The 12,624-nt window shown below is 67.3% G+C and carries 11 protein-coding genes; 6 read left to right on the top strand and 5 right to left on the bottom strand.

The annotated features are described in order from the left end of the window. Positions 1–26: 26 nt before the first annotated feature. Positions 27–971, bottom strand: a complete 945-nt coding sequence (locus GM1_RS12280; protein WP_008379265.1) for a 1-phosphofructokinase family hexose kinase — start codon at positions 969–971, stop codon at positions 27–29. Beyond that, complete coding sequence (locus GM1_RS12275) at positions 968–1,738, bottom strand: DeoR/GlpR family DNA-binding transcription regulator (protein WP_008379264.1); 771 nt, start codon at positions 1,736–1,738, stop codon at positions 968–970. Before GM1_RS12275 ends, GM1_RS12280 begins: the two co-directional genes overlap by 4 nt. A 119-nt stretch (positions 1,739–1,857) precedes the next feature. Between GM1_RS12275 and GM1_RS12270 the strand changes: the two genes are divergently transcribed. Next, positions 1,858–3,570: a phosphoenolpyruvate--protein phosphotransferase gene (locus tag GM1_RS12270; RefSeq protein WP_008379263.1), complete on the top strand. Its 1,713-nt coding sequence runs from the start codon at positions 1,858–1,860 to the stop codon at positions 3,568–3,570. 30 nt (positions 3,571–3,600) lie between these two features. On the opposite strand, the gene lexA is transcribed toward GM1_RS12270, so the two are convergent. After that, positions 3,601–4,272, bottom strand: a complete 672-nt coding sequence (gene lexA / locus GM1_RS12265) for a transcriptional repressor LexA (RefSeq protein WP_008379262.1) — start codon at positions 4,270–4,272, stop codon at positions 3,601–3,603. Positions 4,273–4,437: 165 nt separating this feature from the next. Between lexA and GM1_RS22925 the strand changes: the two genes are divergently transcribed. Together GM1_RS22925 and nrdR are read left to right on the top strand one after the other, a co-directional pair. Beyond that, the gene (locus tag GM1_RS22925) at positions 4,438–5,037 is read left to right on the top strand and encodes a LysM peptidoglycan-binding domain-containing protein (protein WP_008379261.1); all 600 of its coding nucleotides are present in this window, start codon (positions 4,438–4,440) and stop codon (positions 5,035–5,037) included. Between the two features lie 30 nt (positions 5,038–5,067). Then, entirely contained in the window at positions 5,068–5,514 is a 447-nt protein-coding gene (nrdR, locus tag GM1_RS12255; RefSeq protein WP_008379260.1) for a transcriptional regulator NrdR, read from the top strand. 4 nt (positions 5,515–5,518) lie between these two features. Here nrdR and hrpA read toward each other — a convergent pair whose 3' ends face one another. Then, a complete protein-coding gene (gene hrpA / locus GM1_RS12250; protein WP_008379259.1) occupies positions 5,519–9,202 on the bottom strand; it encodes an ATP-dependent RNA helicase HrpA in 3,684 nt (1,227 codons plus the stop codon). 72 nt (positions 9,203–9,274) lie between these two features. Here hrpA and GM1_RS12245 point away from each other — a divergent pair, with 72 nt between their 5' ends. Further along, positions 9,275–9,736, top strand: coding sequence for an SRPBCC family protein (locus GM1_RS12245; RefSeq protein ID WP_008379258.1), 462 nt, complete (start codon positions 9,275–9,277; stop codon positions 9,734–9,736). 9 nt (positions 9,737–9,745) lie between these two features. On the opposite strand, the gene GM1_RS12240 is transcribed toward GM1_RS12245, so the two are convergent. Next, positions 9,746–10,357, bottom strand: a complete 612-nt coding sequence (locus GM1_RS12240) for an AAA family ATPase (RefSeq protein WP_008379257.1) — start codon at positions 10,355–10,357, stop codon at positions 9,746–9,748. A gap of 54 nt (positions 10,358–10,411) precedes the next feature. Here GM1_RS12240 and GM1_RS12235 point away from each other — a divergent pair, with 54 nt between their 5' ends. Further along, positions 10,412–11,644, top strand: a complete 1,233-nt coding sequence (locus GM1_RS12235; RefSeq protein WP_008379256.1) for an aminotransferase family protein — start codon at positions 10,412–10,414, stop codon at positions 11,642–11,644. Between the two features lie 251 nt (positions 11,645–11,895). Next, the gene (locus tag GM1_RS12230) at positions 11,896–12,597 is read left to right on the top strand and encodes a DUF899 family protein (protein ID WP_008379255.1); all 702 of its coding nucleotides are present in this window, start codon (positions 11,896–11,898) and stop codon (positions 12,595–12,597) included. Positions 12,598–12,624: the final 27 nt, after the last annotated feature.

The following is a 12,624-nucleotide window of genomic DNA, read 5'->3' as shown; positions in this document are numbered from 1 at the left end:
ACCTTGCTGTGGGGCGGGGAGGGGGTCTACAGGCGGGTGACGGTGATGCGTGCGTGGTCGAGCAGGTCTGGGGTCGGTGGGGTGGTGCCGGGCAGTGACGCGGCGGCGGAGCCGTATGCGACAGCCCGCGCGAGGCGATCGGCCGGGTCGGCGCCGGCGTGGTCGGCGATCAGATAGCCGGCGAGGGAGGCGTCGCCTGCCCCGACGGTGCTCCGGACCCGCACCTCGGGCGCCGAGGCGAACCAGGCTTCGCCTCCGACCGCAAGCACGGCGCCCGCGCCGCCGAGAGTGGTGAGCACCGCTCCACGGGTGGATTCGGCGAGTGCGATGGATGCGCGCGCCGCCTCCGAAGGATCGCCGTCGGCCGCGGCGGACTCGAGTGCGACGGGATCCGCGCCGGTCAGTTCCGCAAGTTCCTCAGAGTTCGGCTTCATCAGATCCGGGCCCGCAGCCGCCACGTGACGCAGAGGAGCGCCTGAGGTGTCGACCGCGATGTGCACGCCGACGCCGCGAAGCGCGCCGATGACGTCGGCGTACCAGGTTGCGGGCAGACCGGGCGGGAGTGAGCCGCAGAGCGCCAACCAGTCCGCGTGGGCTGCATGCTCGACGATGGCCGTCATCAGGGATTGCGCCTCGGCGGCGTCGAGCTTCGCGCCGGGTGCATTGATCTTGGTGGTGACGCCGTCGGGGTCGGCGATCGTCAGGTTCACCCGGACGTCTCCGGCCACGTCGATCGCGCTGTGCGGCAGGCCTGCTCGTTCGAGGTGATGGACGAACGAGTCGCCCGCGTGCGCAGGCGCCACAGCCATCGTCGGAAGCCCTGCGGCATCGACGACTCGGGCCACGTTCACGCCCTTCCCGCCCGGCTGGTCGACAACGCCGACCGGTCGGTGGACGCCGCCGGGTGTCAACGGCCCGTCCAGTTGAACCGTCCGGTCGATGCTCGGATTGGCTGTGACTGTCAGAATCATGCGACGACCACCTCGATGTCGTGTTCGGTCAGTGCGGTGACGAGAGCCGGGTCGATGCCGGCGTCGGTGACGAGGACGTCGACGTCCTCCAGGCCGGAGAAGCCGACGAGTTCCTGGCGGTTCATCTTCGACGAGTCGGCCAGCACCACCACGCGGTCGCAGCAGGCGATCATCGCCCGTTTGGTCGCGGCTTCGTCGGAGTCTGGAGTGGACAGGCCGTGATCGGCGGTGAGCCCGTTTGTGCCGATGAACCCGACGCTCACATGAAGTCGCGCGAATGCCTCGACGGCATCGGCGCCGACCGCAGCCTGCGTCTTCGGTCGGAGTCTGCCTCCGATCAGCAGCACCGTCGACCGTGACAATCCGGTGAGCGACGACGCGATCGGCACGCTGTTGGTGACCAATTGCAGGCGTGCGTCACCACTCACCGCAGTCGCGGCCTGGTATGTGGTGCTCCCGGCGTCGAAGAGGACCGAACCACCGGTGGCGGGCAGGAAGCGCTGCGCCGCGACGCCTATCGCGGCCTTCTCGGACTGACGCGCGGCCTCCCTCGACGGGAGGTCCGGTTCGTCGACGACGGCGGCGACGTCGAGTCGCACTGCTCCGCCGTGCACACGCATCAGGCTGCCGGAACGCTGCAGGACCGCGAGGTCGCGCCGGACGGTCTCGCCGGTGACTGCGAATCGTTCAGCCAGCTCGGCGACGGACACGCGGCCGCGTTGGCGGACTTCGTTCGCGATCGCCTGTTGGCGTTCTTCGGCGTACATGTGACGACTCCTGGTCAGCTGAGCACTTGTGTGTTGATGCATCTTCGTTTGCTTGGATTCCATCTTTGTTTACTCCCGTATCGTCGGGTGCGTCAAGGACTTCTTGTAATCTCTCTCACATGAGCCAGATCGATGCCGCGCCCGTGCAATCCGCCGACAACCCGTTCGCCGCCAGTTCCGTCGTGACCGGGACTCCGGTGGTCGGCGGGCTCGCATACGGCCCGATCATCCGCATCGGTGAGCGGCCGACGTACGACGCATCGGCCGCGCCCGTGGCCGACACCGAGCGCGAGTCCGAGGCCGCACGTTTTGTCGATGCCGCGACAGTGGTGGCCGCACGCCTCTCCGAACGGGCATCGCACAGCACCGGCGTCTCCGCTGAAGTCCTCACTGCCACAGCGGGTCTCGCTCGCGATCGCGGGTGGATCGGCGCGGCGTCCAAGCTCATCGCCGCGGGCAGCCCGGCGCCGGCCGCCGCCGCCGCGGCCACTGAACAGTTCGTCGAGATGTTCACCAAACTCGGTGGCCTGATGGCGGAGCGAGTGACCGACCTGCGCGATGTCCGCGACCGGGTGATCGCCGAACTCCTGGGCCTTCCGGAGCCGGGGATCCCGACGCCCGAGGTGCCGTCAATCCTGTGCGCCGACGATCTGGCGCCTGCGGACACCGCCGGACTCGATCCGGCGGTGGTTGTCGGATTGGCGATGCGGCTCGGCGGACCGAGCAGTCACACGGCGATCATCGCCCGCCAACTGGGCATCCCGTGCATCGTCGCCGCGGCCGACCTCGACGACATCCCGACCGGCGCGCACGGTTACGTCGACGGCGGCACCGGAACCATCGGTATCGACCCTGATGAGGACTTGATCTCGGCCGCGATCGTCGCGGCGCGCGACACGGCGGAGAAAATCGCCGCGTGGCGGGGTCCCGGTGCAACGGCCGACGGAGAGCCGGTCCTCATTCTCGCGAACGTGGCCGACGGCGTGTCGGCGCGGGCCGCGGCAGACGCGCCCGTGCAGGGTGTCGGCCTGTTTCGGACCGAGCTCGCATTCCTCGACCGTGCGACCGAACCGACGCTCGAGGAGCAGACGGCGCTGTACCGCGAGGTCATCGATGCATTCGACGGTCAGAAGGTGGTGATCCGAACCCTTGACGCGGGCTCGGACAAGCCGCTGAAGTTCGTCGCGAACACCGACGAGCCGAATCCGGCGATGGGTGTGCGTGGGAACCGGATAGTCGCGACGTACCCGGAGATCCGCAACGGGCAACTCGATGCACTCGCCGCCGCGGCGAAAGGGGCCGGGGCGGTTCCGTGGGTGATGGCGCCGATGATCGCGACGGTCGACGAGGCTCGCGAGTTCGCCGGTCAGGTGCGTGGTCGGGGCATGGTTCCCGGCGTCATGATCGAGGTGCCGTCGGCGGCGATACTTGCCGACAAGATCCTTGCCGAAGTCGATTTCGTGTCGGTCGGGACGAATGATCTGACGCAATACACGATGGCCGCCGACCGCATGTCGCCTGAACTCGCGTCGCTCACCGATCCATGGCAGCCTGCTGTTCTCGCACTCATCGAGATGATCGGACGGGCAGGAGAGAAGCACTCCAAGTCGGTCGGCGTCTGCGGCGAGGCTGCGGCTGATCCCCTGCTGGCCTGCGTACTCGTCGGGCTCGGCGTGCGATCGTTGTCGTCCGCCCCGGCGGCGTCGCCCGCGGTGGGACTCAAGCTCGGCGGCGTGACGTTGCAGCAGTGCCGTGACGCCGCGACCGCAGCGCTCGCGGCGACCAGCGCATCCGGCGCGCGCGATGCCGCGCGTGCCGTGGTCGGCGCCTGAGGACCGGCGCCGACCACCAGCGGTGATGCGTCAGATACGACGCATCACCGTGACGACCTTGCCGAGAATCGCGGCGTCGTCGCCGGGGATCGGCTCGAAATGCTCGTTGTGGGGGAGCAGCCACACGTGGCCGTCCTTACGCTTGAACGTCTTCACCGTGGCCTCGCCGTCGATCATCGCCGCGACGATGTCGCCGTTCTCGGCGACGTTCTGCTGACGGACGACCACCCAGTCGCCGTCGCAGATGGCGGCGTCGATCATCGACTCGCCGACCACGCGAAGCATGAACAGCGAGCCGTCGCCGACAAGTTCCTTGGGCATCGGGAACACTTCTTCGACAGCCTGTTCGGCGAGAATCGGGCCGCCGGCGGCGATGCGGCCGAGCACCGGCACGAAGGTCGGCGTCGGCAGCGACTCCGACGAGTCGTCGGCGGGAGGCGTGCGATTGTCGTCTCGGACGTTCACCGCGCGCGGACGATGCGGATCGCGCTTGAGGAGACCGCGGCGCTCGAGTGTCCGGAGTTGATGCGCCACCGACGATGTCGACGTGAGGCCGACGGCTTCGCCGATCTCGCGGATGCTCGGCGGGTAGCCGCGCTCCCGGACCGACTTCCGGATCACCTCGAGCACTTCACGCTGACGCTGAGTCAGCGACGCCTCCAGGGTGGAGGTCGAGAGCAGGGGATCGGGATTGTCCGCCATCGTCGGTCCTTTCCATTCGAACATCGCATGTGAACTGACCTCGACGTTAGTCGACTGGACCACAGATTTCAAACAATTGTTCGACGTGTTGCTGACTTTGTCGGACCCATGGTGTTAACTATCGAACAAAGGTTCTTCGAACAGTTGATCGAACAGGAGGCTCCGATGAGTCAAGCACTGATCACCCGCCCCGCCGCTCGCGCGGACCGCTCACCCGAGCGTGCACGCATCTCCGCTATGACCTGCGATATTCCGGTCGTTGACACGCGGCGCGTCGATCATTCGAGTCCGCGCGTGGACGGCGATGTGTGCCGCCCGACAGGGCGAGGACGACGACGATCGGCAGGCGTCGACTCGCTCAAGCATGAGCCGCAGGCGCAGTGGGAGGCCCGCGATCGGGCGGTCCTCCGGCCCAGTCGGGCGTCCCGATCGACCGTGGCCTCGCCGGCGACGAACCGTTCGAACACCGAGGCCGTGTTCCGTCGTCGTCGAGTCGTCGGCTCGCTGCTTCTCGGTGCGGTGCTGGCCGGCGTGGTGTGGATCCTCGCGATCATCGGAGGGTCGTACCAGGATGCGGCGACGCCCGACGTTCCGGCGGCCACCCAGGTGGTCCATGTCCGGTCCGGAGAGTCGCTGACGGACGTCGCTCACCGGATCGCACCTGATCTGCCCGCGGCGGGGGTGGTTGCTCAGTTGCGTGCGATGAACGGTCTGGACACGTCGGGTCTGCGGGTGAGTCAGTCCCTGGTTGCTCCCGCGTACTGACCGCCTCGAGCTGGACGTTATCATCGGGGGATGCGCTGCCCGTTCTGCAAGAACGACGACACACGAGTGGTGGACTCCCGAGTTGCCGATGACGGCCTGGCGATCCGCCGCCGTCGATCATGCGCAGAGTGTGGTCGACGCTTCAGCACGGTGGAGGCAGCGGTGCTGTCCGTCGTGAAGCGCAACGGGGTCACCGAACCGTTCAGCCGCGAGAAGGTCATGAAGGGCGTCCGTCGGGCGTGTCAAGGCCGCAGCGTCGACGAAGACGCGCTCGCCAAGCTCGCCTCGCAGGTGGAAGACACCGTACGTGGTCTCGGCTCGGCCGAGATACCGAGCAATGAGGTCGGACTGGCGATCCTGCGTCCGCTCCGCGACCTCGACGAGGTCGCCTACCTGCGGTTCGCCTCCGTCTACAAGTCGTTCGAATCGGCGGACGACTTCCAGAAGGAGATCAACGAGCTCCGCGAGCGCGTTTGACTCCTCAGAACTGAGCGATCGCCTTGAGCACTCGCTTCTCAGATATTGGGCCCGCAGTCCCCAACTGCTGCGCGAACAGGCTCACCCGGAGTTCCTCCAACTGCCACTGGACCAGATCGTTCAACGCGTCCTGTCGAGCCTCCGGGACCTGCGCCAGCCGCTGATTCCATGCCGCGATCACCCGGTCGACGACGAGCATGCCCTGGTTGTCGCGGGCTGCCGACCCCGGGAGCGATTCCAGGCGGAGTCGCGCAGCCGTCAGGTAGCGCGGCAGCGACCGCAGCGCCGCGCCAGGAGTGACGGCGACGAAGCCGTCGAACACAAGATTGGCCGCCTGATCGGCGACGTCGTCGGCGGCGAGCGAACCCGTGCGCGAATCGATGGTGCGCCTGAGTTCGGAGTATTCGGCGAGCGCCGCGACCGCGAGGTCGAAGTACTCGGGCGCCAGTGAGCGCACGGTCGGTGTGATCCGCTCAGACACGGCCGCGAAGTCGGAGGGGCCACGGAGGTCGCCGAGTGTGTTCTCGCGTGCGAGGACGTCGGTGACGGCTCGACGCGTGCAGTCGGCGAGCAGTGCGTCGACGTCCCGGTAGGGGCTCTGACTGAGCGCAAGCCTGCGTGCGGGCGGCAACGACGAAGCGAGTTTCCGGCTCGGCGGAGCGATGGCCAGTGTCAGCAGTTCACGCACGCCTGCTGTGATCCCGGCGTCGCGCGCCACCGGGCTCGGGACGGTGGTGACCCGAACGCCCCGGCCGGGGACCACGACGAGGGTCGGGTACCGCGTCACCTGCTGGCCTGCGAGCGTCTGCACGCGACTGTCGTCCAGCGTCCCGATGCCGTCGGAGGCCCAGGCGGTGTGGACGGCGGCGTCGGCGGTGGGACTCGCGGTGGTCGGGCCGAACTGCGAGCGGAGGTCGCCGAGGCGGTCGCCCCGAGCGATGACGGCGCCCTTCGTGTCGTCGACGACGGCGAAGTGCATCCGCAGGTGGTCGGGCAGAGTGTCCGGTCGGAAATCGCGCGGACCGAGCGACATGCGAGTGATCGACGAGAGCTCTCGCGCGAGCGCCGGAACCAATGCCTCGGAGCGAGGCGTGAGCTGGTCGAGGGCGAGATCGGCATATCTCTGCGCGGGTGACATAGACTTGCGCAAGCCCTTGGGAAGGGACTTGATCAGCGCTGTCGCGAGTTCACTGCGCATGCCCGGCACCAACCAGTCGAAACCGCCGTCGTGGACGTGGGACAGCAGCGCACGCGGAATCACAACGGTGACACCGTCGTCCGGTGCGCCGGGTGAGAAGTTGTACCGCAACTCGAGGCGGGTCTCGCCCTGCTGCCAGGCCTCCGGGAAATCGGCCGCAGACGGACCGTCGTCGGACCCGAGCATGTCGACCGAGAGGTTCAGCAGTGTCGGATCGGCCCGGCCCGCCTTCTTCCACCATGAGTCGAAGTGCCGCGCGGACACGACGTTCGGTGGGACGCGGGCGTCGTAGAAGTCGAAGAGTTCGGCGTCGGAGAGACCGAGGTCGCGGCGACGAGCGCGGTGTTCGAGATCCTCTGCGCTGGAGATGATCTCGGCGTTGTGGCGGACGAACGCATGCCTGCTGCGCCACTTTCCGGCGACGAGAGCCTCGGTTATGAAGATCTCGCGCGACGTCTTCGGGTCGATCGGCCCGTAATGCACTCGACGCTGCACGACGAGCGGCACCCCGTACAGGCTCACGCGCTCGTAGGCCATCACCGCGGCTCGGCGGGTGGACCAGTGCGGTTCGCTGTATGTGCGGGTCACGAGGTCGCCCGCGGCCGACTCGACCCATTCCGGGTTGATGGCCGCGACCGTGTGTGCGAACAGTCGGGAGGTCTCCATGAGATCGGCGGCCATCACGAATGCGGGCGGCTTCGATGACAGGAATGATCCGGGGAAGATCGCGAACTTGGTGCCGCGGGTGCCCAGGAACTCGCGTGTGTCGCCCTGTCGGGCGCCGATGTTCGTGAGCAGGCCGGTGAGCAGGGACGTGTGGATCGCCGTCGCATCGACCTCAGTCGTCGGAATGTGCCAGTCGAGGTCGCGCACTGTGCGGGTCAGTTGGCGATGCAGGTCGATCCATTCGCGGACGCGCAGGAAGTGGATGAACTCACGTTCGCACTGTCGTCGGAACTGATTGCTCGAGAGCGCGGAGCGCTGCTCCTGCAGGTACGACCACAACTGGACTTGGCCGAGGAACTCCGATCCGGGGACCGCGTGCTTCTTGTGCGCGGCGGTGGCGGCGTCGCGTTTGTCGGATGGGAACTCGCGGACGTCGGGCAGCGCGAGCGCCGCGGCGATCACCAGGACGTGGTCGAGGCAGCCGTTCTCGTGACCGGCCACGAGCATGCGGCCGAGTCGCGGGTCGACCGGGAGTCGTGCCAGCGTCCGTCCCACCTTGGTCAGTCGTGCCGAAGCGGAATCGGTGTCGGTGACGGCGCCGAGCTCGGACAGCAGGGCCATGCCGTCTCGGATCGCACGGGATTCGGGCGGCTGCACGAACGGGAAATCGGCGATGTCGCCGAGTTTCAGTGCCAGCATCGACAGGATCACGGCGGCGAGGTTGCTGCGGAGGATCTCCGGGTCGGTGTACTCCGGGCGTGCGTCGAAGTCGTCCTCGCCGTACAGGCGGATGCACACGCCGGGTGCGACGCGCCCGCAGCGCCCCGCGCGCTGGCGTGCGCTGGCCTGCGACACTTTCTCCACGGGAAGCCGCGTGACCTTGGTTCGCGTCGAGTACCTGGAGATGCGCGCGGTGCCCGAGTCGATGACGTAGCGGATGCCCGGCACGGTCAGCGACGTCTCGGCGACGTTCGTCGCCAGCACGATGCGACGGCCGTCAGAAGGGCTGAACACCTTGTTCTGCTCGGCGACCGAGAGTCGGGCGTAGAGCGGGACGACCTCGACGTCGGGTCGCCGGCCGAGAGTGTCCGCGGTTTCTCGGATGTCCCGCTCGGTCGGGAGGAACACCAGGATGTCGCCGTCGCCGCCGGACCACAGTTCACGAACGGCAGCCTCGATCGCAGCGATCTGGTCGAGGTCGGCGTGGTCCTCGTCGTCGGTCGCGAGAGGTCGATAACGCACCTCGACGGGATACGTACGGCCGGAGACCTCGATGATCGGGACCGCGTCGTCCGGTCCCGCGAAGTGTTTCGCGAATCGATCGGGCTCGATGGTCGCCGAGGTGATGACGAGCTTCAAGTCGGGCCTGCGCGGCAGGAGCTGCTTCAGGTATCCGAGCAGGAAGTCGATGTTGAGGCTCCGTTCGTGTGCCTCGTCGATGATCAGCGTGTCGTAGCGACGCAGGAGCGGGTCGGTCGTGATCTCGCGCAGCAGGATGCCGTCGGTCATCACCTTGATCTGCGTGTTCTTCGAACTCTTGTCGGAGAAGCGGACCTGGTAGCCGACCGCGTCGCCGATCTCGGTCTGCAGTTCGTCAGCGATCCGTCGGGCCACGGATGTCGCGGCGATACGCCGCGGCTGCGTGTGACCGATGGACGTGCGTCCCATCTCCAGACAGATCTTCGGGAGTTGAGTGGTCTTGCCCGATCCCGTCTCACCCGCGATCACGACGACTTGGTGATCGCGGATCGCTTCGGCGATCTCCTCGCGGCAGGCGCTGACGGGCAGCTCGGGCGGATAAGTGATGGTCAGGATCGACGACATGATCCGTCAATCCTACGTGCGCGCTGAGTCGAACCGTTGCCACGGCGTCGCCCGACTGGTGAGGTGTTGGTCATGACGAACGACTCACGACGCGTGATCTCCGCCCAGCGAACCGTGTCCGCTCCACCCGAGGTGATCTTCGACCTCATCGCCGATCCGACACGGCAACCGGAATGGGACGGCAACGACAATCTGCGGAGTGCGGCGTCAGGCCAGCGAATCCACGCCGTGGGCGACACCTTCGACACCGTGCTCACGACCGGCGACGTGCGCCGCAATCACGTCGTCGAGTTCAGCGAGGGGCGGCTCGTCGCATGGCAGCCGTCTCCGGTGGACGCACCGCGACCCGGGCACCTCTGGCGGTGGGAGGTGACGCCGACCGACGACGGAGCCGTCGTCACGCACACGTACGACTGGACGGAACTGCACGACACCACCCGGCAGGCGCGTGCGAGGGCGACGACAGTCGACAAGCTCGCCGCGTCTGTCGATCGCCTAGCGGAACTGGCCGAGGGGCAGGCGTCGAAGGCCTGAGGGGACAGCTCAGAAGCGAATGTGCCGTACGGCGACCTCGGCTCGACGCACTGCGGCGGCCGGGCGTGACAGCCGGTTCCGTGTCAGTGGCAGGCCGACGTCCGCTGCGATGACCTCGACGACCTCGTCGAGCGTGAGATCGTCGGTTTCGATGTGCACACCGAAAGAATCGTCGGCGAGCGCAGTCCGACATCGGTCGATCTGAGCGTGAGCCCATGTCTCGTCCCGGCCGAGAAGGCGGGCGCCGAGCGTCGACACCCGTGAGGCCAGGCGGTGTTCGAGTGTCTCTCGACTCGCGATGAGCGCGTAGTGCCGCACGTCTGCCCCGCGGCGGCGGAGTTCCCCCACCGTCTCATCGAAGTACTGCGGGTCGACGATTGTCATCGGCACGAGAATCGGCTCGTCGCTTACGGCGGCCGACCGCTCGAGCGTGTCGGCCACGCCTGTCCGCCACTGAGGCAGGTCTTGGAAGTCCGTGCGTGCGGACGCAGGCAGCATCTTGTGCATCGCGTAGCCGAGTATCTCGGGGTCTGCAACGTGACCCCGTCCGTGCCTGCGATGCAATTCGTGGACAGTGTGCGTCTTCCCGGACCCGAATGCGCCGTTGACCCAGATGATCATGGGATTCACGGTACCGACGGGCGGCGATCGGTCGCCTCGTGCGATATTTGACGCATGGGTTCACTCTGGCACGGTTTTGCAGACATGGGCGCGGTCACGGCGAGCGGTCCGTTCGTCGTCACCCGAGGTGACGGCACGCGCATCTACGACGACAAGGGCAACGAGTACCTCGACGCCACGGCGGGCCTCTGGTTCACCAACATCGGCCACGGCCGTACAGAGGTGGCCGAGGCGGTTGCGAAGCAGCTCTCGACGATCGCGCACTACTCGAACTTCGGCGACTTCGCGTCCGATGTGACGATCGAATTGGCCGACCGCGTCGCCGCGATCGCCCCGGTCGAGGGATCGAAGGTCATGTTCACCCTCGGTGGCTCCGATTCCGTCGACAGCGCTTACAAGCTCGCCCGTCGCTACTGGGTGGAGCAGGGCAAGCCCGGCAAGACCATCGCCGTCGGACGCACCAAGGCGTACCACGGCATGCACGCGGCGGGCACCTCGCTGGCCGGCATTCCGCTCAACGCCGAGGGCTACGGCGAGATCATCCCCGACACCGAGACCGTCGACTGGGACGACGCGAAGGCGCTGCTCGGCCTCATCGAGCGCATCGGCGCCGACAAGATCGCGGCGTTCTTCGTCGAACCGATCATCGGCGCGGGCGGCGTCTACCTGCCGCCGGACGGCTACCTCGCCGAAGTGCGCGACATCTGCCGCGAGCATGACATCCTGTTCATCGTCGACGAGGTCGTGACCGGCTTCGGCCGCATCGGCGGCGGCGCATGGTTCGCGTCGGCGCGTTTCGATCTGCAGCCCGACATGATCACTACCGCGAAGGGGCTGACCAGCGGTTACGTTCCGATGGGCGCCCTCATCGTGTCGCCGCGCGTGGCCGAGCCGTTCTTCGCCGGCGGAACGTGGTTCCGCCACGGTTACACCTACGGAGGCCACAACGCGTCGGCCGCGGCCGCACTGGCGAACTTGGACATCATCGAGCGCGAGAATCTGCTCGACGGCGCGAACCGCCTCGAATCCGATCTCGCCCAGGCACTGTCGCCGCTCGCCGAGCTCGATTCGGTCGCCGAGGTTCGAACGGGTCTCGGCGCCGTCAGCGCGGTTCAGCTGGCCGATCCGGCCAAGGCGATGGCCGCCATCGGCAAGCTCCGCGAGCACGGTGTGAGCGGCCGTGCGGCAGGCCAGGGCGCGCTGCAGGTCTCGCCTGCGTTCGTCATGACGACGGAGGAGGTCGGCGAGCTCGCCGACCGCTTCGCAGCGGCACTGAAAGAACTGTAGAAAACCCGTTGCGGTCCCTCCTGGCTCGGGCGTAGCGTCGTCCTCGTCAAGGGAAAGGAGGTGGTCCAGACAATGATTTCATTCAGGACCGAGGAGGTGGCCGCCGCCTGACGGCGGTCGCCCACCTGAACGAAGACGAACCCCTTCGCACGCGAGAATCGCGAGCGGAGGGGTTCGCTCATTCGACGACAGGCGTCCGCTTCCGGGGCTTACCGTGGATTCTGCCGACCACCGCGACACTTGGAGGAAGCATGTACCAGAATCCGATTCCGCCGGTTGTGGATCGACAGGCGTGGCAGATCGACGCCGAGCGCCTACGCGAGCGAGAGAAAGCCGCCACCAGAGAGCTCGACGCCATCGCGGCGCAACGCAGGCGCATGCCGGTCGTCGAGCTCCCCGAGTACGTGCTCACCGGCGAGGACGGCACGTCGGTGACTCTCGCCGACGTCTTCGCCGGGCGCACTCAATTGGTCGTCTACAACCACATGTGGACCGACGGCGCGCAGTGGCAGTGCTCCGGGTGCACCGGATTCACGTCGCAGTTCGTCCGCCTGGAGGGGCTGGACGCTTACGACGCACGGTTCGTCATCGTGAGCAACGGACCGATCGGCGAGCTCGTCGCCTACACAGAGGCGACGGGCAACCGGATGCCCTGGTATTCGTGTGCGGGGACGGACTTCGGCGCAGAAGTCGGGGCGCCGGCGGGTGGAGGCTTCGCCCTCAACACCTTCGTCCGCGACGGAGATCGAGTGTTCCATCAATGGCAGACGTTCAGCCGCGGCGTCGAACAGATCTCATCGGTGTTCGGGCTGCTCGACCTTCTGCCGTACGGGAGGCAGGAGGAGTGGCAGGACGTCCCCGACGGATGGCCGCAGTCGCTGACGTTCACCCGCTGGGCGAGCGCTGAGGACGTGGCGGACTGGTATGGCGCGGCAGCCCGGGACAGCGACTGACAAACACCGGTGCCCCGTCGACTGATC

The organism is Gordonia malaquae NBRC 108250, assembly GCF_000344135.1.
Taxonomy (GTDB): domain Bacteria; phylum Actinomycetota; class Actinomycetes; order Mycobacteriales; family Mycobacteriaceae; genus Gordonia; species Gordonia malaquae.
Note: the sequence above shows the minus strand (reverse complement) of the source record. Positions and strands in the feature narration are given on the sequence as shown.

Coding starts and splice junctions, on each gene's coding strand:
- GM1_RS12280 (WP_008379265.1), bottom strand. CDS start 971: ATGATTCTGACAGTCACAGCCAATCCGAGCATCGACCGGACGGTTCAA.
- GM1_RS12275 (WP_008379264.1), bottom strand. CDS start 1,738: ATGTACGCCGAAGAACGCCAACAGGCGATCGCGAACGAAGTCCGCCAA.
- GM1_RS12270 (WP_008379263.1), top strand. CDS start 1,858: ATGAGCCAGATCGATGCCGCGCCCGTGCAATCCGCCGACAACCCGTTC.
- lexA (WP_008379262.1), bottom strand. CDS start 4,272: ATGGCGGACAATCCCGATCCCCTGCTCTCGACCTCCACCCTGGAGGCG.
- GM1_RS22925 (WP_008379261.1), top strand. CDS start 4,438: ATGAGTCAAGCACTGATCACCCGCCCCGCCGCTCGCGCGGACCGCTCA.
- nrdR (WP_008379260.1), top strand. CDS start 5,068: ATGCGCTGCCCGTTCTGCAAGAACGACGACACACGAGTGGTGGACTCC.
- hrpA (WP_008379259.1), bottom strand. CDS start 9,202: ATGTCGTCGATCCTGACCATCACTTATCCGCCCGAGCTGCCCGTCAGC.
- GM1_RS12245 (WP_008379258.1), top strand. CDS start 9,275: ATGACGAACGACTCACGACGCGTGATCTCCGCCCAGCGAACCGTGTCC.
- GM1_RS12240 (WP_008379257.1), bottom strand. CDS start 10,357: ATGATCATCTGGGTCAACGGCGCATTCGGGTCCGGGAAGACGCACACT.
- GM1_RS12235 (WP_008379256.1), top strand. CDS start 10,412: ATGGGTTCACTCTGGCACGGTTTTGCAGACATGGGCGCGGTCACGGCG.
- GM1_RS12230 (WP_008379255.1), top strand. CDS start 11,896: ATGTACCAGAATCCGATTCCGCCGGTTGTGGATCGACAGGCGTGGCAG.